Source organism: Paenibacillus sp. B01, from assembly GCF_009649995.1.
GTDB classification, from domain to species: domain Bacteria; phylum Bacillota; class Bacilli; order Paenibacillales; family Paenibacillaceae; genus Paenibacillus_O; species Paenibacillus_O pasadenensis.
Window position 1 is genome coordinate 665,001 of sequence record NZ_CP045802.1, and the last position, 19,846, is coordinate 684,846.

General features: G+C 63.7%; 16 protein-coding genes and 2 rRNA genes (1 of these 18 running past the window's edge). 14 read left to right on the forward strand and 4 right to left on the reverse strand.

The features are described from left to right. The 8 genes from GE073_RS02835 to clpC all read left to right on the forward strand — a co-directional run. Positions 1-1,549, forward strand: a 23S ribosomal RNA gene (locus tag GE073_RS02835) (it extends 1,393 nt beyond the left edge of the window). A gap of 83 nt (positions 1,550-1,632) precedes the next feature. Next, positions 1,633-1,749: ribosomal RNA gene (gene rrf / locus GE073_RS02840) — 5S ribosomal RNA — on the forward strand. A gap of 138 nt (positions 1,750-1,887) precedes the next feature. Next, on the forward strand, positions 1,888-3,000 hold the full coding sequence (locus GE073_RS02845; protein WP_153782733.1) for a threonine aldolase family protein: 1,113 nt from the start codon (positions 1,888-1,890) through the stop codon (positions 2,998-3,000). A 154-nt stretch (positions 3,001-3,154) separates the two neighbouring features. After that, positions 3,155-4,369 carry a GNAT family N-acetyltransferase gene (eis, locus tag GE073_RS02850; RefSeq protein WP_153782734.1) on the forward strand — a complete coding sequence of 405 codons (1,215 nt, stop codon included), beginning with the start codon at positions 3,155-3,157 and terminating at the stop codon, positions 4,367-4,369. Between the two features lie 320 nt (positions 4,370-4,689). After that, positions 4,690-5,154: a CtsR family transcriptional regulator gene (locus GE073_RS02855; RefSeq protein WP_028598164.1), complete on the forward strand. Its 465-nt coding sequence runs from the start codon at positions 4,690-4,692 to the stop codon at positions 5,152-5,154. 24 nt (positions 5,155-5,178) lie between these two features. Further along, a complete protein-coding gene (locus GE073_RS02860; protein ID WP_153782735.1) occupies positions 5,179-5,712 on the forward strand; it encodes a protein-arginine kinase activator protein McsA in 534 nt (177 codons plus the stop codon). 59 nt (positions 5,713-5,771) lie between these two features. Continuing rightward, on the forward strand, positions 5,772-6,857 hold the full coding sequence (locus tag GE073_RS02865; RefSeq protein ID WP_028598166.1) for a protein-arginine kinase McsB: 1,086 nt from the start codon (positions 5,772-5,774) through the stop codon (positions 6,855-6,857). Next, positions 6,854-9,316 (forward strand): ATP-dependent protease ATP-binding subunit ClpC, encoded by a 2,463-nt coding sequence (gene clpC / locus GE073_RS02870; protein WP_153782736.1) that lies wholly within the window; start codon positions 6,854-6,856, stop codon positions 9,314-9,316. The genes GE073_RS02865 and clpC overlap by 4 nt, the downstream gene beginning before the upstream one ends. Positions 9,317-9,577: 261 nt before the next feature. On the opposite strand, the gene GE073_RS02875 is transcribed toward clpC, so the two are convergent. Further along, the gene (locus GE073_RS02875) at positions 9,578-9,742 is read right to left on the reverse strand and encodes a hypothetical protein (protein ID WP_153782737.1); all 165 of its coding nucleotides are present in this window, start codon (positions 9,740-9,742) and stop codon (positions 9,578-9,580) included. Positions 9,743-10,087: 345 nt separating this feature from the next. Here GE073_RS02875 and GE073_RS02880 point away from each other — a divergent pair, with 345 nt between their 5' ends. The 4 genes from GE073_RS02880 to GE073_RS02895 all read left to right on the forward strand — a co-directional run bounded on the left by GE073_RS02880 (position 10,088) and on the right by GE073_RS02895 (position 14,812). Then, positions 10,088-11,206, forward strand: coding sequence for an ABC transporter substrate-binding protein (locus GE073_RS02880; RefSeq protein ID WP_228551245.1), 1,119 nt, complete (start codon positions 10,088-10,090; stop codon positions 11,204-11,206). A 33-nt stretch (positions 11,207-11,239) separates the two neighbouring features. Further along, entirely contained in the window at positions 11,240-12,244 is a 1,005-nt protein-coding gene (locus GE073_RS02885; protein WP_153782738.1) for an ABC transporter ATP-binding protein, read from the forward strand. Between the two features lie 122 nt (positions 12,245-12,366). Beyond that, on the forward strand, positions 12,367-13,380 hold the full coding sequence (locus GE073_RS02890) for an ABC transporter permease (protein ID WP_153782739.1): 1,014 nt from the start codon (positions 12,367-12,369) through the stop codon (positions 13,378-13,380). 67 nt (positions 13,381-13,447) lie between these two features. Then, entirely contained in the window at positions 13,448-14,812 is a 1,365-nt protein-coding gene (locus GE073_RS02895; RefSeq protein ID WP_153782740.1) for an LLM class flavin-dependent oxidoreductase, read from the forward strand. Positions 14,813-15,020: 208 nt separating this feature from the next. On the opposite strand, the gene GE073_RS02900 is transcribed toward GE073_RS02895, so the two are convergent. The 3 genes from GE073_RS02900 to GE073_RS02910 all read right to left on the reverse strand — a co-directional run bounded on the left by GE073_RS02900 (position 15,021) and on the right by GE073_RS02910 (position 17,152). Continuing rightward, positions 15,021-15,179, reverse strand: a complete 159-nt coding sequence (locus tag GE073_RS02900) for a hypothetical protein (protein WP_153782741.1) — start codon at positions 15,177-15,179, stop codon at positions 15,021-15,023. Between the two features lie 87 nt (positions 15,180-15,266). Further along, the gene (locus GE073_RS02905) at positions 15,267-16,439 is read right to left on the reverse strand and encodes a sensor histidine kinase (RefSeq protein WP_153782742.1); all 1,173 of its coding nucleotides are present in this window, start codon (positions 16,437-16,439) and stop codon (positions 15,267-15,269) included. Continuing rightward, entirely contained in the window at positions 16,436-17,152 is a 717-nt protein-coding gene (locus GE073_RS02910; protein WP_028598172.1) for a response regulator transcription factor, read from the reverse strand. The genes GE073_RS02905 and GE073_RS02910 overlap by 4 nt, the downstream gene beginning before the upstream one ends. 130 nt (positions 17,153-17,282) lie before the next feature. Here GE073_RS02910 and radA point away from each other — a divergent pair, with 130 nt between their 5' ends. Both radA and disA read left to right on the forward strand, forming a co-directional pair. After that, positions 17,283-18,659, forward strand: a complete 1,377-nt coding sequence (gene radA, locus GE073_RS02915) for a DNA repair protein RadA (protein WP_028598173.1) — start codon at positions 17,283-17,285, stop codon at positions 18,657-18,659. Positions 18,660-18,675: 16 nt separating this feature from the next. After that, positions 18,676-19,752 carry a DNA integrity scanning diadenylate cyclase DisA gene (gene disA / locus GE073_RS02920; protein WP_028598174.1) on the forward strand — a complete coding sequence of 359 codons (1,077 nt, stop codon included), beginning with the start codon at positions 18,676-18,678 and terminating at the stop codon, positions 19,750-19,752. Positions 19,753-19,846 lie beyond the last annotated feature (94 nt).

The window sequence follows — 19,846 nt, forward strand, 5'->3', positions numbered from 1 at the left end:
GTAAGTCGGGACCTAAGGCGAGGCCGAAAGGCGTAGTCGAAGGACAACAGGTTGATATTCCTGTACCACCGTAAGCCGTTATGAGCGATGGAGTGACGCAGAAGGGTAGTGACGCGGACCGATGGATGTGTCCGTCCAAGCAGTGAGGCTGGTTTGTTGGCAAATCCGCAAACCGTAAGGCTGGGCTGTGATGGGGAGGGAAAATTATAGTACCGAAGGTCATGATCTCCAGCTGCCAAGAAAAGCTTCTAGCCAGGCGAAGGTGCCCGTACCGCAAACCGACACAGGTAGGCGAGCAGAGCATGCTAAGGCGCGCGGAGTAACTCTCGTTAAGGAACTCGGCAACATGACCCCGTAACTTCGGGAGAAGGGGTGCCTCGGTAGGGTGAATAGCCCGAGGGGGGCCGCAGTGAAAAGGCCCAAGCGACTGTTTAGCAAAAACACAGGTCTGTGCGAAGCCGTAAGGCGAAGTATACGGGCTGACGCCTGCCCGGTGCTGGAAGGTTAAGGGGGAGCGGTTAGGGGCAACCCGAAGCTGTGAACCGAAGCCCCAGTAAACGGCGGCCGTAACTATAACGGTCCTAAGGTAGCGAAATTCCTTGTCAGGTAAATTCTGACCCGCACGAATGGCGTAACGACTTGGGCGCTGTCTCAACGAGAGATCCGGTGAAATTTTACTACCTGTGAAGATGCAGGTTACCCGCGACAAGACGGAAAGACCCCATGGAGCTTTACTGCAGCTTGATATTGGACTTTGGTACGATCTGTACAGGATAGGTGGGAGCCTAGGAAGCCGGAGCGCCAGCTTCGGAGGAGGCGCCGTTGGGATACCACCCTGATCGTATCGGAGTTCTAACCTGTCACCGTGAAGCCGGTGAAGGGACCGTGTCAGGCGGGCAGTTTGACTGGGGCGGTCGCCTCCTAAAATGTAACGGAGGCGCCCAAAGGTTCCCTCAGAATGGTTGGAAATCATTCGAAGCGTGCAAAGGCATAAGGGAGCTTGACTGCGAGACCAACAAGTCGAGCAGGGACGAAAGTCGGGCTTAGTGATCCGGTGGTACCGAATGGAAGGGCCATCGCTCAACGGATAAAAGCTACCCTGGGGATAACAGGCTTATCTCCCCCAAGAGTCCACATCGACGGGGAGGTTTGGCACCTCGATGTCGGCTCATCGCATCCTGGGGCTGAAGTAGGTCCCAAGGGTTGGGCTGTTCGCCCATTAAAGCGGTACGCGAGCTGGGTTCAGAACGTCGTGAGACAGTTCGGTCCCTATCTGTCGTGGGCGTAGGAAATTTGAGAGGAGCTGTCCTTAGTACGAGAGGACCGGGATGGACGTACCGCTGGTGTACCAGTTGTTCCGCCAGGAGCACCGCTGGGTAGCTACGTACGGACGGGATAAGCGCTGAAAGCATCTAAGCGCGAAGCCCCCCTCAAGATGAGATTTCCCAGTATGTAAGACCCCTGGAAGACGACCAGGTCGATAGGCTCGAGGTGGAAGCGCGGCAACGTGTGCAGCTGACGAGTACTAATCGGTCGAGGGCTTATCCTACTTAGCAAGAACAGCCGGTCAGCACGGCATTTCGTTCGATCCAGTTTTCAGGGCGCAAGCCTACGCCTTGAGCAAGCAGGACGTTTGGTGGCGATGGCGGAAGGGAACCACGCGTACCCATCCCGAACACGACCGTTAAGCCTTCCAGCGCCGATGGTACTTGGACCGCAGGGTCCTGGGAGAGTAGGACGTCGCCAAGCATTTGCAACCACGAGCCGCCGCATCTTCGGATGCGGCGGCTTTTTGCATTGGGTCGAAATGTAACCGCTATACTTGCTTCTTGCCGTCTGATTCTGGTATACCTGCATCAAGGGTTTCAATTTGAAAGGAGAGTCAGCATGGGAACAACGAACGGGCTTGCAGAGAGCTTCGCTCAGGCCGCGCATGTCGTCACCGGCAGCAGCAAGCGCTCGATGCGGATGCTGACGCAGGCTTTCGACGAGATGGACGTCGACCAGGCAAGCGACATGTACGGGAAAGGAGAGGTGATCGAAGCTTTCCAAACGAAGCTGGCGAAGCTGCTGGGCAAGGAAGCGGCGGTCTTTTTCCCAAGCGGTACGATGGCGCAGCAGATCGCGCTGCGGATCTGGTGCGATCGCAAAGGCATTCGCAAGGCGGCTTACCATCCGCTATGCCATCTGGAGATTCATGAGGAAAAAGGATTGCATGAGCTGCATGGCATCGAGCCGGTGCTGTTGGGCGATGCGGACCGGCTCATTACGCTGCAGGACGTGCAGGAGATGGGGAACGTCGGCTGTCTGCTGCTTGAGCTGCCGCAGCGGGAAATCGGCGGGCAGCTGCCTCCATATGAGGAGCTGGAGGCGATTTCGGCCTGGTGCCGGAAAAACGGCATTCCGCTTCATCTGGACGGGGCGCGCCTGTTTGAGATCGTTCCGTATTACGGACGCTCGGAGGCGGACATCTGCCGCTTGTTCGACAGCGTGTACGTCTCTTTTTACAAAGGTCTCGGAGGCATCGCGGGCGCGGTACTGGCCGGCGATGCGGAGCTCGCGGCCGAGGCCAAGGTGTGGAAGCGCCGGCATGGCGGCGATCTGATCAGTCTCTATCCGTATATCGTCAGCTCCGACCACTATCTGGATCTTCGTCGGCCGAGAATGAGCCGGTATTATGAGGGCGCCAAGGATCTGGCCCGCCGCCTGAACGGCGTGGCGGGACTCCGCACCGTGCCGGAGACGCCGGTGTCGAACATGTTCCATCTCCATGCGGAGCTGCCGGCGCAGCAGGCTGCCGTTCTGTTCGAGCAGGCCGCTCGGGAGACGGGCGTAGCTCTGGTCGGATATGTCAAAGAAAAAACGGCCTCTTCTTGCGCGAGCGAGCTGTCGATCGGAGACCGATACGAGGACGTGCCGCCGGAAAAGCTGGAGCAGGCGCTGTCGCTGCTCGATCGGCTGTTCCGGGAGGCCGGCTGCGAGGCTTCGGAGTCCAATTAACAGATGCGGGCTGCGCGGCGGGCTCCGAGTCGAAGGAACGGGCGACATGCCGTGTCCGGCGTGACCGGACACATATAGGCAGCGAAACGCAAGAGCCATATTCAGATGAGGCTCGTCGTAAGGAAGAACATGGACCAAAAAAGGAGGAGCGAGCATGGAAATTCGCAAGCTGCGTCCGGACGAAATGGACGAGCATCTGAAGCTGAGCCAGTACGCCTTTCAATACGTCATGTCGCCGGAGGAGCTGGAGCGGGCGCATCGGACAAGAAAGCCTGAGCAGCTGTGGGTAGCGGTCGAGGAAGGGCGGATCCGCTCGCAAGTGCTTGTCCTGCCCTTGACGGCATACGTGCAGGGACGCAAGTTCGCCATGGGCGGAGTGGCGGCCGTCGCGAGCTGGCCGGAGGAGCGCCGGAAGGGCCATATCGCGCAGCTGCTGCGCCGTTCGCTGGAAGAGATGAAGGAGCGGGGGCAGACGCTGTCCATGCTCGCTCCGTTCAGCATCGGGTTCTATCGGCGCTTCGGCTGGGAGCTGTGCGCCGATCGGATCCGGTTCACGATCCCGAGGGACAAGCTGCCTCCGCGCAAGCTCACGCCGGGCTTTATCGAGCGGGTCGATCCGGCTCAGCCGGACATCCGGCAGTCTTTGCAGGAGCTTTACGAGGAGTATGCCTCCGGCTTTCAGATCGCGCTCTCCCGGGAGTCCGACTGGTGGGACGACTCGGTGCTGCGGCGCAAGTCGGGACATGCGGCGATTTACCGCTCCGAAGGCGGGGCGGCCGAAGGCTATGCGCTGTACCAGGTCAAGGAGCGCAAGCTGACCGTACATGAGCTTGTCTACTTGAGCGAGGAAGCGAGAGAAGGGCTTTGGACTTTTTTCGGCCAGCATGACTCGATGATCGACCAAGTCCAGTTCGAAAGCTACAAAGGAGACCCGCTGCCGTTCCTGCTGCCGGATCCGCGCATCGAGCAAGCCGTGCAACCCTACTTCATGGCGCGGATCGTCGATGCGGAGGCGTTCATCGAAGCGTATCCGTTCCTGCCGGGACCGGCAAGATCGTGGACGATGATCGTGGAGGATGAGCATGCGCCATGGAACGACGGCAGCTGGGAGCTGGCGGTCGACGAGCGGGGAAAAGGCTCGCTGCGCAAGCTCTCCGGACAGTCGGCGGACAACGGGGCGCCATTTGCCGAGAGCGCTGCGGCAGCCGCGCTGAGCGGCGGCATCGGCAGCTGGACGGCGCTGTTCACCGGCTACGCCGGGCCGCGGGAGCTCTTGGCGGCGGGCGGCCTGACGGGGCCGGCGGCGGAGCTGAAGGCTTTGGCCGAGCGCATGGAGCCGCGCATGCCGAATTTGATGGACTTTTTCTAGGTATAAAGAGGAACGACTTGTCCCAAGCTGGTAAAAGGCATGGGACAAGCCGGTTTTCCGCAGTAAGGCTTCCTTGCCTGGAGCGCTTGACGTTTCAGGAAAAAAGCGTATAATTAAGTCATAAGTCAAAGAAAGTCAAAGTCAGTTGCGGCGCCCCGCCTTTCCGGATCAGCTTCCGGCGAGCCAGCGGAGCTTTCTCGTACCAGCGGATGTTTCGTCACGCTTTCAGGGGAATGCTACAGGGATGCAATTCGGGCATTGGCTTTTTGGCTTACCGCCATTTTTCATCGTACAGGTGCCAGCATAGGGAGGTTGGTGATATGCGAAATATTTCCGATGCCCTGGAGCAGCACTTGAAGCTGCTGCTGCAGGAAAGTCCCGACGGCGCGGTCGAGATCCAGCGCAACGAGCTTGCGGACCGGTTTTCCTGCGTGCCGTCCCAGATCAATTACGTCATCAGCACGCGCTTCACGCTCGAAAAGGGCTATCTCGTCGAGAGCAAGCGAGGAGGCGGAGGCTATATCCGCATCCAGCGCATCGAGCTGCCGGCGATGAAGGCGATTCATGGCCATATCCATCATACGATCGGCTCGCAGGTCGACCAAAACGCGGCAGACGGCCTGATCTACCAGCTGGAGGAAGCGACGATCATCTCGAGGCGCGAGGGCAATCTGCTGCGGGCGGCCGTCTGCAGAGAGACGATCGCCGTCAAGCTGCCGCAGCGCGACGAGCTGCGGGCCCGGCTGCTGAAGGCGATGCTGATCTCGCTTTTGGGTAAGGAATAGGGAGCGCAAGGAGGGGATGACGGCATGCTTTGTCAGGAATGCGGCAAAAGGCCGGCTACGCTTCATTTTACGAAAATCATCAACGGCGACAAGAACGAGTTCCATATTTGCGAATCCTGCGCCCGCGAGCGGGGAGAAGGGCTGCCCGGATCGCCGAACGGCTTTTCGATCCATAGCCTGCTGTCGGGGCTGATGGACTTCGATCCCGCCGGCAAAGGCAGCCTGCAGGGGCAGACTCCCGCTCCGCCGCCCCGCTGCGAGGAGTGCGGCTTGACCTATCCGCAGTTCAAGAAGCTCGGACGCTTCGGCTGCAGCTCGTGCTACAATCATTTCGGAGATCGGCTCGATCCGCTGTTCAAGCGGGTGCACGGCAGCACGGCGCATGTGGGCAAGATTCCGCAGCGCTCGGGCGGACGGATCAAGACCCGGCGCGAAATCGACCGGCTGCGGCAGGAGATGCAGAGCTCGATCCAGAATGAAGAATTCGAGACGGCGGCCAAGCTCCGGGACGAGATTCGACTGCTGGAGAAGCAGCTGCAGAGCGCCGAGCCCGGCTGAGCGCATGGAGCAGAGGCGGATTCGATCTCGAATCCGCGAAGTCGAGAGGAGGATGGGATGTGGCAGCAGGCCGCTTTGCGCAAAACGCGCTGAGTGAATGGATGAAGGGCGAAGGCCCGGACTCCGATATCGTTTTCAGCAGCAGGGTGCGGGTGGCTCGCAACCTGAAGGGCTTTCCATTCCCGATCCTGGCTACGGGCCAGCATGCGGCGGAGGTCAAGAACAAGCTGATCGCCGTCGCCAAGGAAGGAAAGCTCGATGCCGTCGGCACGTTCGAGACGGTCGATCTGGCCGAGCTGAGCGAGCTGGAGCGCCGCGTGCTGGTGGAGAAGCATCTGATCAGCCCGGCGCTCGCCGGCGAGTCGAGAGCGGGAGCCGTCGTCGTCAGCGACAACGAGGCGATCAGCATCATGATTAACGAAGAAGACCATCTTCGCATTCAATGTCTATATCCGGGCTTCCAGGTGCAGGAGGCGTGGCGGCTTGCCAGCCGGATCGACGACATCTATGAAGAGGCAACGGAATATGCTTTCGACGAGAAGCGCGGCTTCTTGACGAGTTGTCCGACGAACGTCGGCACGGGCATCCGGGCGTCGGTCATGATGCATCTGCCGGCGCTCGTCATGACCCAGCAGATCAACCGCATTCTGTCGGCGATCACGCAGGTCGGCTTGGCGGTAAGGGGGCTGTACGGCGAAGGCAGCGAGGCGCTGGGCAACTTGTTCCAGATCTCGAATCAGATCACGCTCGGCCAGTCCGAGGACGAGATCATCGACAACCTGCACGGCGTCGTGCGTCAGATCATCGAGCATGAAAAGGCGGCGAGGCAGCGGCTGCTGCAGGAATCCAGGCTCCGCCTGGAGGACCGCGTGAAGCGCTCCTACGGCATCCTGTCGCATGCCGCGATCATGGATTCCAAGGAGTCCGCGCAGCGGCTGTCCGACGTGCGGCTCGGCATCGACCTGGGACTGATTGGCCACGTATCCCCGCAGGTTATGAATGAGTTGATGGTCATGACGCAGCCGGGCTTCCTGCAGCAGGCATTCGAGGAGAAAATGAATACGGAGCAGCGGGACATGCGGCGCGCGGAGCTTATCCGCGGGCAGCTGGCATCCCGATCCCAAGACGGAGGTGCTTACGAATGATGTTTGGACGATTCACGGAACGCGCGCAGAAGGTGCTGGCACTGGCCCAGGAAGAGGCGGTGCGGCTTGGACATAACAATATCGGCACGGAGCACATCCTGCTCGGCCTGATCCGCGAGGGCGAGGGCATCGCCGCCAAGGCGCTGATCGCGCTCGGCCTTGGTCTCGAGAAGATCCAGGACGAGGTGGAGTCGCTCATCGGACGCGGCCAGGAGCAGCCGAGCAACATCGCTTATACGCCGCGCGCCAAAAAGGTCATCGAGCTGTCGATGGACGAAGCCCGCAAGCTCGGCCATACGTACGTCGGCACGGAGCATATCCTGCTCGGCTTGATCCGCGAGGGCGAGGGCGTCGCCGCCCGCGTGCTGAACAACCTCGGCATCAGCCTCAACAAGGCGCGCCAGCAGGTGCTGCAGCTGCTCGGCAGCAGCGAGGCCGTCTCCAGCAACCACGGCGCTCCGGCGAACGTGAGCACGCCGACGCTGGACGGCCTGGCGCGCGACCTGACGGCATCCGCCCGCGAGAACAACCTCGATCCGGTCATCGGCCGCAGCAAGGAGATCGAGCGCGTCATCCAGGTGCTCAGCCGCCGCACGAAGAACAATCCCGTGCTGATCGGCGAGCCCGGCGTCGGCAAGACGGCGATCGCCGAGGGCCTCGCCCAGAAGATCGTCGCCAACGAGATTCCCGAAACGCTGCGCGACAAGCGCGTCATGACGCTCGATATGGGCTCGGTCGTAGCGGGCACGAAGTACCGCGGCGAGTTCGAGGACCGGTTGAAGAAAATCATGGATGAGATCCGCCAGGCCGGCAACATCGTGCTGTTCATCGACGAGCTGCACACGCTGATCGGCGCAGGCGGAGCGGAGGGCGCGATCGACGCCTCCAACATCCTCAAGCCGGCGCTGGCGCGCGGCGAGCTGCAGTGCATCGGCGCCACGACGCTGGACGAATACCGCAAGTACATCGAGAAGGACGCCGCGCTCGAGCGCCGCTTCCAGCCGATCACGGTCGACCAGCCGACGCCGGACGAGGCGATCCAGATCCTGCATGGCCTGCGCGACCGCTACGAGGCGCATCATCGCGTGAAAATTACCGACGAGGCGATCGAGGCGGCCGTCAAGCTGTCGGACCGCTACATCACGGACCGCTTCCTGCCGGACAAGGCGATCGACCTGATCGACGAGGCGAGCTCCAAGGTAAGGCTCCATACGTACACGATTCCGCCGGATCTCAAGCAGCTCGAAGGCCGGCTGGACGAAGTGCGCAAGGAGAAGGACGCCGCCGTGCAGAGCCAGGAGTTCGAAAAAGCGGCCGCGCTTCGCGATACCGAGCAGAAGATCCGCGAGGAGCTCGATACGACGAAAAACAGCTGGAAGGAAAAGCAGGGGCGCACCGATTCCGAAGTAACGCCGGACGACATCGCTCAGGTCGTCGCAGGCTGGACCGGCATCCCCGTCGTCAAGCTGGCGGAGGAGGAGACGCAGCGCCTGCTCAAAATGGAGGAGATCCTGCACGACCGCGTCATCGGGCAATCCGATGCGGTCAAGGCCGTCTCCCGCGCCGTGCGCCGCTCGCGCGCCGGACTCAAGGATCCGAAGCGCCCGATGGGCAGCTTCATCTTCCTCGGCCCGACGGGCGTCGGCAAGACGGAGCTCGCCCGCGCGCTGGCCGAGGCGATGTTCGGCGACGAGAACGCGGTCATCCGCATCGACATGTCGGAGTACATGGAGAAGCATTCGACGTCGCGTCTGGTCGGAGCGCCTCCGGGATACGTCGGCTATGAAGAAGGCGGCCAGCTGACCGAGAAGGTGCGCCGCAAGCCGTACTCCGTCGTCCTGCTCGATGAGATCGAGAAGGCGCATCCGGAAGTGTTCAACATCCTGCTGCAGGTGCTCGAGGATGGGCGTCTGACCGACTCCAAAGGCCGCGTCGTCGACTTCCGCAACACGCTCATCATCATGACGTCCAACGTCGGCGCCGATCAGATCAAGCGCAACTCGACGCTCGGCTTCACGGCAAGCCATGACGCGGGCCGCGAGTTCAACCAGATGAAGGACAAAGTGATGGGCGAGCTGAAAAAAAGCTTCCGTCCGGAGTTCCTGAACCGGATCGACGAGACGATCGTGTTCCACTCGCTGGGACAGGAGCATATCGCCCAGATCGTGACGCTCATGTCCGACGAGCTGCGCAAGCGGCTGCGCGAGCAGGAGGTGGACTTCGAGCTGACCGACAAGGCGAAGGAGTTCCTCGCCAAGGAAGGCTTCGACCCGGCATATGGCGCTCGTCCGCTGCGCCGCGCGATCCAGAAGCACATCGAGGACCGCCTGTCCGAGGAGCTGCTCATGGGCACGATCAAAAAAGGCTACATGCTCTTCATCGACGAGGAAGACGGCGGACTGACCGTCAAGCCTCATCCGGAGCACAAGCTGCCGGAGGAAGAGCCGGCCGCGAAATAAGCGGCGGCGAAGGTTGGCGGAGCCTGGCGCCCGGATCGCCGATCGGCGCTTCGGGCGGAAGGATCTGGTTTTGCGGAAGCCCCGGCCCTTTTCGGGCCGGGGGCTTTTGGCTTGGCCGCCAATGCGGGTAAGGAGAGGAAGAAGCCGAAGACGCCGGGCTTGCGCCGGACAAGGTCAAGACGAAAAGGCCGCGCTCATTTCCTTCTGAGGAATGAGAGCGGCCTTTTTGGCGATCCTAGGGCAGAGGGGATCGGCGGTCCGCTAGACGAGGAACGGCAGCGCCAGCATGCCGAGGAAGCCTCCGCTGATGCTGAGCCAAAGCAGGGCGTAGCGGTCGCGCAGGACACCTTTGCGAATGCAATGAAGCACCAGGCCGATAAAAAGAAGCGTCAGAGCGATAAGGGCGAGCTGGAGCAGATCGGACATGAGCGCATTCCTCCTGTTGCCGCTGCCGTGCGGGCACGGTCGGGCGGCCATTTGCTATCAGCATGGCCCAACGCTGAGCGAAATATTCGTATTGACGAAACGGAAAAGCGGTGCTATGATTCTTTTCATAGTAATTATATAGGAATTATAAACAATCGACCGGAGCAACCGGAGACGCAAGCCTGCAGCGCGAGAAGCCTGCCGCTATGCGTCTTTTTTGCTTATCGGAAGCGGAGCCGACCCTATGCTGAGGAGGCCTCCCGAGTACGGCTGCATGGATGCGGCCGCGCCCGCGGAGGCTTTTGCCGTTTTCCGGCCGGTCTTGCGGGAGAGAGGAGCTTGGGGATGGAGCAGAAGCAAATGCAATGGAACGCGGCGGTTCAGGGAGCGGCTGTTGAAAAGAGGAACCGCAGGAGGAGCCGCACGGCTGCCGCGCTTGCCACGGTGCTGTCGGCCGCGGTGCTGCTGACCGGATGCGGCGGCAACGAGGAGAAGAAGGCTGTCGCCGCCGGCAAGGACGGAGAGCCGGAGACGCTGGAGCTGAGGTACCAGGGCTCGGTCGGATCGGTGACGTTTCCGGAGCTGGCCGAGGATCTCGGCTATCTGGCCCCGGTCAAGCTCAAGTGGATCGGCAATACGACGAGCGGCCCGCAGGACATCCAGACGGCGGCGACGGGCCAGTCCGACTTCGGCGGAGCGTTCAACGGCGCGATCATCAAGCTGATCTCGGCGGGCGCGCCGATCCGCTCGGTCATCAGCTACTACGGCATGGACGAATTGACATACAACGGGTATTTCGTGCTGGAGGACAGCCCGATCCGCAGCGCCCGCGATTTGATCGGCAAGAAGGTCGGCATGAATACGCTCGGCGCCCATGCCGAATTCGTGCTCAAGGAGTACCTGAAGCGCGGAGGGCTCAGCGACGACGAGATCAAGCAGGTGACGCTCGTCGCGCTGCCGCCGGTCAATACAGAGCAGTCGCTGCGCGCGGGGCAGATCGATGTCGCCGTGCTTGGCGGCATCCTGCGCGACCATGCGCTGGAGCGGGGCGGAGTGCGCAAGCTGTTCAGCGATTTCGAGCTGTTCGGGGCGCAGAGCGCAGGCACGATCGTTTTTACGAAAAAATTCATCGCGGACAATCCGAACACGGTGCGCAAATTCGTCGAAGGCACGTCCAAGGCGATCGAATGGGCGCGCACGCAGCCGAGGGAGACGGTCATCCAGCGCGCTCAGGACATCGTGGCGAAGCGCGGCCGGGAGGAGAGCGGAGACAACCTGAAGTTCTGGAAATCGACGAGCGTCGCCGGCAAGGGCGGCACGATCCGTCCGGAGGAGTTCGAGATCTGGCGCAAATGGCTGGAGGCGAGCGGCGACAAGAAGGCGGCCGGCGTGAAGCTCGAGGACCTGTACACGAACGAGTTCAATCCCTACGCGGAGGAAGACGAGAAGGACACCGGCAAGTAAAACGGCCCAAGCCGAAAAAGGAGAGGGATGCGGATGAGCGAACGGCGGGAAGACGGCAAGCGGGAGGCTCGGCAGGCGGAAGGGCAGACGGAAGGGCAGGGCGAAGCGTCGGAAGCGGGAGCGAGAGGGGCGGCGGCGACACCGGGACTGGACCGGGAAGCGGAGAGCCGGGGAGCGGACGGAGCGTCCCCGACATCGGAACCGGTCCGGGAAGCGGCCAAGATCCGGTTTCAGGACGTGACGAAAAAGTTTCTCGTGCGCGAAGGCAAGGAGGTCAAGGAGTTCACGGCCGTCGACGGGCTCGATCTGGACGTGCGGCCGGGCGAGTTCATGGCGGTCGTCGGGCCGAGCGGATGCGGCAAGTCGACGCTGCTCGACCTGCTCGCCGGCCTGTCCCGCCCGACCTCGGGGCAGATCCTGCTCGACGGGCGGCCGGTGACGGGACCGGGCATGGACCGCGGCATCGTCTTCCAGCAATATGCGCTGTTTCCGTGGCGGACCGCGCAGGCGAACATCGAGTTCGGCCTGGAGGCGAAAGGAATCGGAGCCAGGGAGCGGCGCGAGCGGGCCCGTCACTATTTGGCCCTCGTCGGCTTGAGCGGCTTCGAGGGACGCTATCCGCATGAGCTGTCCGGCGGCATGAAGCAGCGGGTGGCGATCGCGCGCAGCCTTGCCTTCGATCCGGAGGTGCTGCTCATGGATGAGCCGTTCGCGGCGCTCGACGCGCAGACGCGCGAGAGCCTGCAGGCGGAGCTGCTCCGCATCTGGGAGCAGACGGGCAAGACGATCCTGTTCATCACCCACGGGATCGACGAGGCGGTCTATCTCGGCCAGCGGGTCGCCGTCATGACGGCGCGGCCGGGGCGCATCAAGCGGATCGTCGACATCCCGCTCGGGCGGCGCTCCGAGGAGGAGGATACGCGCTCCGCGGCGGCGTTCGGCGAGCTGCGGCACGAGATCTGGAGCGAGCTGCGCGAGGAGGTGCGGCTCTCGCAGTCGCAGGACGGCGCGCCGACGGAGGAGCGCGCCGCCAGGTAGCCTCCGGCGGCCGAGTGCCGGAGGCTTGCCCAGAGCGGATTTTCGGGCGGACCGGCTGACGGAGGATCGGATAAGGGCGCGGACCGCTGCGGACGCGCCGACAAGCGAAGGGAGCGATGGCAATGAGCGTGAACAAAGCGGCGGCAAGAAGCATCCCGTCCCGGGCCGGAACGGCGCCGGAAGGCGCTGCGGCTGCGGGCCGGGAGACGACCGGGGCCGGACGCGCCGCTGCGGCGGATCGGCCTGCGGCCGAGAGGCTGGAGGCGAGCCGGACGGGCGGGAGCAGAGCAGCGGCGACGGCCGAAAAGGCCGCGGCTGCGGTCGGAGCGTCCCGGCCTGCGGCGGCGCGGCGATCGGCCGCATGGACGATCGGTAAGGCGGCGGCAAAGGCGCTGCGGGGCTCGGCGGCGATCGCCGCGCTAGCGCTCGTCTGGGAGACGGCTCCCCGCCTCGGTCTGGTGGATGCGACGTTCCTGCCTCCGCTGTCGGAGGTGCTGAGGGCGTGGGGAGAGCTGGCCGTCTCCGGCTCGCTGCTGGAAAACTTCCAGGCGAGCATCGTCCGGTCGGTCAGCGGGCTGCTGCTGGCGGTCGCGATCGCGATCCCGCTCGGGCTGGCGATCGGCTACTCGCGGACGGCGGCGCTGCTGCTCGGGCCGGTGCTGGAGCTGTTCCGCAATACGGCGGCGCTGGCGCTGCTGCCTGTATTCATCCTGATCCTTGGCATCGGAGAAACGTCGAAGATCTCGATCGTGCTGTTCGCCTGCACCTGGCCGATCCTGCTCAATACGGTGAGCGGCGTGCGCGGCGTCGATCCGCTGCTCGTCAAGTCGGCGCGCTCGCTCGGGCTGCCGCCGTTCCAGCTGTTCTGGAAGGTCATCCTGCCGGCATCGCTGCCGTCGGTGTTCACAGGCATCCGGCTGGCGGGCGCCTCGTCGATTCTCGTGCTGATCGCCGCCGAGATGGTCGGGGCCAAGGCCGGGCTCGGCTACCTGATCAACTATACGCAGTACAACTTTCAGATTCCGGAGATGTACGCCGGCATCCTGACCATTTCCGCGCTCGGGCTGCTCATCAACCATGGGCTCGTGCTGCTGGAGCGCCGCTTCTCCGGCTGGAAGGCGAATGCCGAGCGCTGAATAAGCGGACGGGATGGACGGCCGGCGCGTCGTCATGCAAGCCATTGAACGAGGAGGAACGATAGATATGGCAAGAAAAGAAAAGCTGCGCCTCGGCGCATTCCTGATGATTCCGGGTCATCATGTCGCTTCGTGGAGATACGAGCACAGCAACGCCGAGGGCGTGCTGGACTACGGCTTCTACCGGCAGGCGGCGAAGACGGCGGAGCGCGGCAAGTTCGACATGGTGTTCCTGGCCGACGGCTATGCCGTCCACGAGCGCTTCCCGCAGGCGCTGGAGCAGGCGGTGCAGGTGCGGCTGGAGCCGCTGACGCTGCTGTCGGCGCTGGCCGCGGACACGGAGCGGATCGGGCTGGCCGGCACCGTGTCGACGACGTACAACGAGCCCTTTCACGTCGCGCGCAAGTTCGCCTCGCTCGACTACATCAGCCGCGGGCGGGCCGCCTGGAACGTGGTGACGAGCAATACCGAGGACGAGGCGCGCAACTTCAGCCGCGACAAGCATCTGCTGCATGAGCTGCGCTACGAGCGGGCCGAGGAGTTCGTCGACGTCGTGCGCCGGCTGTGGGACGGCTGGGAGGACGGCGCGCTGCTGGCGGACAAGGAAGGAGCGCGCTTCGCCGACCGCTCGAAAATCCACCGGACCGACCATCAGGGCAAGTGGTTCCAGGTGCAGGGACCGCTCAACGTCGCCCGTCCGCCGCAGGGCCATCCGGTCGTCATCCAGGCCGGCGCCTCGGAGCCGGGCAAGGAGCTGGCCGCCCGCACGGCGGAGGTCATCTTCACCGCTTGGCAGACGCTGGAGGAGGCGCAGGCGTTTTACCGCGACGTGAAGGGCCGGCTCGCCCGCTACGGCCGGCAGCCGGCGGATTTGAAGATCATGCCGGGCGTCTTTCCGATCATCGGACGTACGGAGGAGGAGGCGCGCGAGAAAAAGGCCCGGTTCGAGGAGCTGATTCCAGTCGAGGCCGGCGTCGCGCTGCTGTCGGGGCTGATCAGCTTCGACCTGAGCCCGTATCCGGTCGACGGGCCGCTGCCGGAGCTGCCGCAGCTGGAGCAGGTGAACGGCGGCAAGAGCCGCTTCCTGCTGCTCAAGGATATCGCCGACCGCGACGGGCTGACGATCCGCCAGCTGTACCAGCGCATCGCCGGGGCGCGCGGCCATCGCGAGATTCTCGGCACGCCGGCGCAGATCGCCGACCAGCTGCAGGAATGGTTCGAGAACGAGGCGGCGGACGGCTTCAACATCATGCCTCCTTACCTGCCGGGCGGGCTGGAGGACTTCGTCGACCTCGTCGTGCCGGAGCTGCAGCGGCGCGGCCTGTTCCGGACGGAATACGAAGGCGAGACGCTGCGCGACCGCCTCGGCCTGCGGCGTCCGGACAACAGCTTCGCCGCCAAGCCGGCCGGCAGCAGCGCGAGCGCCGGCTGAGCCGAGCTGGCTTGCGGCCGGCTGGAGGGCCCCTGAAGGGGGAGCTCTCCAGCCGGCCTTTTGGCGTGCGCTGCTGCTGGTCCAGCCCGCAGCCCGCAGTCCAGCCCGCAGCCCGGCCAGCGTCGGCCAGCGTCGACCTTGCACCGGCCGGCGTCGGGCGCTGGCTGGCGCTGGTCGAGCCGGACGCCAAAGGGCCGATGAGGGCGCCTCAGCCCGGCAGCCATAGCGGAGAAAGGGCTCCGAGCAGCTGCGCGGCGGCGACGGCGGCCCAGAGCAGGCCGGCCGCGAGCGGACGGCGCCGGCTGCGCAGCTGCAGCGCCGCGCCGATCCCGAGCAGGATGGCGGAGAAGAGCAGAAAAGCTTGCATGCAGAAAACCTCCCGTCAAGAAGCGTCGATAGATCCAGTCTAATCGGCGCTTCTTAACGGGAGGCTTTTGAAGTTCTTAGGAAATTCTTAAAGCGGCAGGCGCACGATGAATTCGGTCCGGCGCTTCGAGCTGGCGGCCTCGATGACGCCGCCGTGCAGGTCGACGATGCTTTTGACGATGGCGAGGCCGAGGCCGCTGCCCCCGGTCTGCCGCGAGCGGGAGGCGTCGACGCGATAGAAGCGGTCGAACAGCCGCGGCAGATGGCTCGGCGGGATCGGCTCTCCGTAATTGCGGAAGACGACCTCGGCCATCGGCGCTGCGGTTTCGTTCGGCATCGCCGCCTGGTCCGCCGCTGCGTCAGCTTCTTCTTCATCCGGCGAAGCCGATCCGGCTGCCGGACGTACATAAATATCGACTGCGCCGCCGGAGGCTCCGTAGCGGATGGCGTTGGTCAGCAGATTTTCGAATACGCGCAGCAGCAGCTCCGGATCGGCCTGGACGAGCAGCGGCTGTCCGGACGGATGGACCCGGCAGGCCATGCCGGCTTCCTCCAGCAGCGGCTCGTACTCGTCGGCGAGCTGGCGCAGGAACGGATTCAAGTCGACCGGCTCCGCCTGCAGCGGCATCGACCCGCCCGCGACGCGCGTGTACTCGAACAGGTCGTCGATGAGCTTGCGCAGCACGAGCGCCTTGTCGTAGGCGATGTCGACGTACTGGCGCAGCTCCAGCTCGTCGCGGTAGCGGTCTTTCTGGATATATTCGAGAAAGCCGAGAATCGACGTGAGCGGCGTGCGCAGGTCGTGCGAGACGCCGGTGATGAGGTCGTTCTTGGCCTGCGCGGCCGACCGCTCCTCCTGCTGGGCGATGGCGAGCCGGCGAGCCATCTCGTTGACGCTGCGGGAGACGGCCCCGAGCTCGTCGGCGCTGTCGTCCTCGATGCGATGCGCCAGGTCGCCGCCGGCGATCTGCTGCAGCCCGTCCGTGATGGCGTCGAACCGCTGCAGGAAGCGGCGCGACATCCAGAAGAACAGGCCGAGGAACAGCGCCGTTCCGGCGGCGAGCATGATCGGCAAGGATCCGATGCCGTTGATGGCGGCGACGAGCAGGCGGGTAATGGGAAAGGAGCGGCTCGGATTGTAGCGCAGCAGCAGCCCCGAGAGGAAATAGCCGAGCCAGACGAGCGCGGCCATCGCCGCCAGGCTGAGCGCGAAGCGCAGCAGCAGCTTCCACAGGAACGTCTGCAGCATGCGGGTCATCATCGGCCGAGCTTCTCCAGCTTGTAGCCGACGCCCCAGACGGTCTTGATGTAGCGCGGCTGCCTCGGGTCCGCCTCGATCTTCTCGCGCAGCTTGCGGATATGCACCATGACGGTGTTGGCCGACTCGTAGAACGGCTCCTGCCAGACGAGCTCGTACAACTGCTCCATGCTGTAGACGCGGCCGGGGTGTCGCAGCAGCAGCTCCAGGATGCCGAACTCGCGCGGAGTGAGGCGGATCTCCTCGTCCTCGACGGTCACCTCGCGCGTCATCGTGTCGAGCGCGATGCCGTCATGGCGGAGCACCGTAGACGGCTGCGCCGCGGCGCCGGTCTCCGCCGGACGGAGCGCGGCATAGCGCCGCAGCTGGCTCTTGATGCGCGCGACGAGCTCGAGCGGGCTGAACGGCTTGGTCACATAGTCGTCGGCGCCGACGCTCAGGCCGTGGATCTTGTCGATCTCCTCGCTTTTGGCCGACAGGAAGATGATCGGCATCTGGCGGCGCTCGCGGATCGCGAGGCAGATCTCGATGCCGCTCGCGCCGGGCATCATGATGTCGAGCACGACGAGATCGACCGGCTCGCGCTCGATGATCGCCAGCGCCTCCTCCCCGCTTGAGGCGGTCCGCAGGCGCACCTTTTCCGATTGGAGATAGAGGCTGATGAGCTTGATGATCTCGGCTTCGTCGTCGATGATCAGCACCGTCTGCTCGTTCATAGGCGTTCGACTTCCTTTCGATCGGCCGCCTTTTCCGCGGCTCGATCAGCTTTTTTGCCCGTTCGCCTTTATGGAAGGGGCTTGAAATGGTAAACTTTGAAGGATACGTCATACGTTCAAGGAGCCTGATGTGGCCAAGGTAAAAATCAAGTTCGCCTGCACGTCGTGCGGCACGGAATCGCCCAAGTGGCTGGGCAAGTGCCCTGGCTGCGGCGAATGGAACACGATGGTAGAGGAAAAGGAAACGGTTGTCAAGACGGCCGGGGTCGGCTTGTCCGCCCCGATGTCCCGCGGGACGAAAGAAAAGCCGCGTTCCATCATAGATATCAATACGGGTCAGGAGCCCCGCATCGAGAGCACCATCGGCGAGCTGAACCGCGTGCTCGGCGGCGGCGTCGTGCCGGGCTCGCTCATCCTCGTCGGAGGCGATCCCGGCATCGGCAAGTCGACGCTGCTGCTGCAGGCATCCCATGCCTTGGCCGCGGCCGGACTCAAGGTGCTGTACATCTCGGGCGAGGAGTCGATCCGCCAGACCAAGCTGCGCGCCGACCGGCTCGGCGCGCTCGCCGAGTCGCTGTATGTACTGTGCGAGACCAATATGGAGCATATTAACGAGGCGATCGAGTCGGTTGGACCGGATTTCCTCGTCATCGACTCCATCCAGACCGTCTACGATCCGAGCGTGCCTTCGGCTCCGGGCAGCGTCGCCCAGGTGCGCGAATGCACGGCGCATTTCATGCGCTCGTCCAAGATCGGCGGCATCGCGACGGTGCTGGTCGGCCATGTGACCAAGGAAGGCGCCATCGCCGGTCCGCGCCTGCTGGAGCATATGGTGGACTGCGTCCTTTATTTCGAGGGAGAGCGGCATCATTCCTACCGGCTGCTGCGGGCGGTCAAAAACCGCTTCGGCTCGACCAACGAGATCGGCATCTTCGAAATGGGCGAGGACGGCCTGCGCGAGGTCGCCAATCCGTCCGAGCTGTTCCTGTCGGAGCGCCCGCTCGGCGTCTCCGGCTCGACCGTCGTCGCCAGCATGGAGGGGACGCGTCCGGTGCTCGTGGAGCTGCAGGCGCTCGTCGCGCCGACGCATTTTCCGTCGCCGCGGCGGATGTCCGCCGGCTTCGACCATCACCGGATGGCGCTCATCATCGCCGTGCTGGAGAAGCGGATGGGCCTGTTCCTGCAGACGCAGGACGCCTATCTCAACGCCGCCGGCGGGGTGCGGCTCGACGAGCCGGCCGTAGACCTGGCGGCGGCGGTCGCCATCGCCTCCAGCTTCAAGGACGCGCCGACGAAGCCGGACGACGTCATTTTCGGCGAGGTCGGCCTGACCGGCGAGGTGCGCGCCGTGTCGCGGGCGGAGCAGCGGGTCAAGGAAGCGCAGAAGCTCGGCTTCAAGCGGGTGATCCTGCCGGAAAAGAGCCTCAAGGGCTGGAAGCCGCCTGACGATATCAAGATCGTAGGCGTCAATACGGTTGCGGAAGCGCTCCGCGCGGCGCTTGAATAGGGGGACTACCATACCGATGAAGGAAACCAAAGAGAACGAAATCACAAACCAGCTGCTGCAGCTGGTCGCGCCCGGAACGGCGTTCCGCGACGGACTCGACAACGTGCTGCGGGCCAAGACCGGCGCGCTGCTCGTCGTCGGCTACAGCCCGGAGGTGATGGAGGTCGTCGACGGGGGCTTTTCGATCAACTGCGAGTTCTCGCCGAACTATCTCTACGAGCTCGCCAAGATGGACGGCGCGATCATCCTCAGCGAGGACCTGAAACGCATCCTTTATGCCAATACCCAGCTCATCCCCGACTCGTCGATTCCGTCGATCGAGACGGGCATCCGCCACCGCACCGCGGAGCGGGTCGCCAAGCAGACCGGACGGCTTGTCGTCTCGATCTCGCAGCGGCGAAACATCATCACGCTGTACATGGGCAGCCTGCGCTATTCGCTCAAGGACATGGGCGTCATCCTGACGAAGGCCAACCAGGCGATCCAGACGCTCGAGAAGTACAAGGCGGTGCTCAAGCAGTCGTTCACGAACCTGTCGGCGCTGGAGTTCGAGGAGCTCGTGACGCTGCAGGAGGTCGCGCATGTCATCCATCGCGTCGAGATGGTGCTGCGCATCAAGATGGAGATCAAGCGCTACGTCAACGAGCTCGGCACGGAAGGCCGCCTCATCAGCATGCAGATGGAGGAGCTGATCGGCGGCGTCGAGGAGGACGCCTGGTTCCTGCTGAAGGACTACGCGCGCGACAACAGCGACGAGCGGCTGCGCGAGGTGCGCGCGGGGCTCAAGAAGCTGAGCAACGACGAGCTGATGGACGCCCCGCATGTGATCCGGCTGCTCGGCTATCCGCAAGGAGCCGCGATCGCCGACGAGGCAGTGCAGCCGCGCGGCTATCGCCAGATGTACCGCATCCCGAGGCTGCCTCTGGTCATCATGAACAACCTGATCGAGCGCTTCGGCAACCTGCCGAACATCGTCATGGCGACGATCGCCGAGCTCGACGAGGTGGACGGCATCGGCGAGGTGCGCGCCCGCGCGATCAAGGAAGGGCTGCGCCGCATCCAGGATCAAATGTTCATTGACAGGCAAATCTGATTCCCCTAGAATGGGGGAATGCCATGCGGCCTGAATGGATGAACGTGGAAAAATTTCCATGCCTGACTTCAAGCTTCGCCGGGCATAGTAGAGA

Bases quoted from the DNA above. Each gene is read 5' to 3' on its own strand.
- GE073_RS02845 (WP_153782733.1), top strand. From the start codon at position 1,888: ATGGGAACAACGAACGGGCTTGCAGAGAGCTTCGCTCAGGCCGCGCAT.
- GE073_RS02895 (WP_153782740.1), top strand. From the start codon at position 13,448: ATGGCAAGAAAAGAAAAGCTGCGCCTCGGCGCATTCCTGATGATTCCG.
- disA (WP_028598174.1), top strand. From the start codon at position 18,676: ATGAAGGAAACCAAAGAGAACGAAATCACAAACCAGCTGCTGCAGCTG.
- GE073_RS02885 (WP_153782738.1), top strand. From the start codon at position 11,240: ATGAGCGAACGGCGGGAAGACGGCAAGCGGGAGGCTCGGCAGGCGGAA.
- GE073_RS02890 (WP_153782739.1), top strand. From the start codon at position 12,367: ATGAGCGTGAACAAAGCGGCGGCAAGAAGCATCCCGTCCCGGGCCGGA.
- GE073_RS02880 (WP_228551245.1), top strand. From the start codon at position 10,088: ATGGAGCAGAAGCAAATGCAATGGAACGCGGCGGTTCAGGGAGCGGCT.
- GE073_RS02910 (WP_028598172.1), bottom strand. From the start codon at position 17,152: ATGAACGAGCAGACGGTGCTGATCATCGACGACGAAGCCGAGATCATC.
- GE073_RS02900 (WP_153782741.1), bottom strand. From the start codon at position 15,179: ATGCAAGCTTTTCTGCTCTTCTCCGCCATCCTGCTCGGGATCGGCGCG.
- clpC (WP_153782736.1), top strand. From the start codon at position 6,854: ATGATGTTTGGACGATTCACGGAACGCGCGCAGAAGGTGCTGGCACTG.
- eis (WP_153782734.1), top strand. From the start codon at position 3,155: ATGGAAATTCGCAAGCTGCGTCCGGACGAAATGGACGAGCATCTGAAG.
- GE073_RS02875 (WP_153782737.1), bottom strand. From the start codon at position 9,742: ATGTCCGATCTGCTCCAGCTCGCCCTTATCGCTCTGACGCTTCTTTTT.
- GE073_RS02905 (WP_153782742.1), bottom strand. From the start codon at position 16,439: ATGATGACCCGCATGCTGCAGACGTTCCTGTGGAAGCTGCTGCTGCGC.
- GE073_RS02860 (WP_153782735.1), top strand. From the start codon at position 5,179: ATGCTTTGTCAGGAATGCGGCAAAAGGCCGGCTACGCTTCATTTTACG.
- GE073_RS02855 (WP_028598164.1), top strand. From the start codon at position 4,690: ATGCGAAATATTTCCGATGCCCTGGAGCAGCACTTGAAGCTGCTGCTG.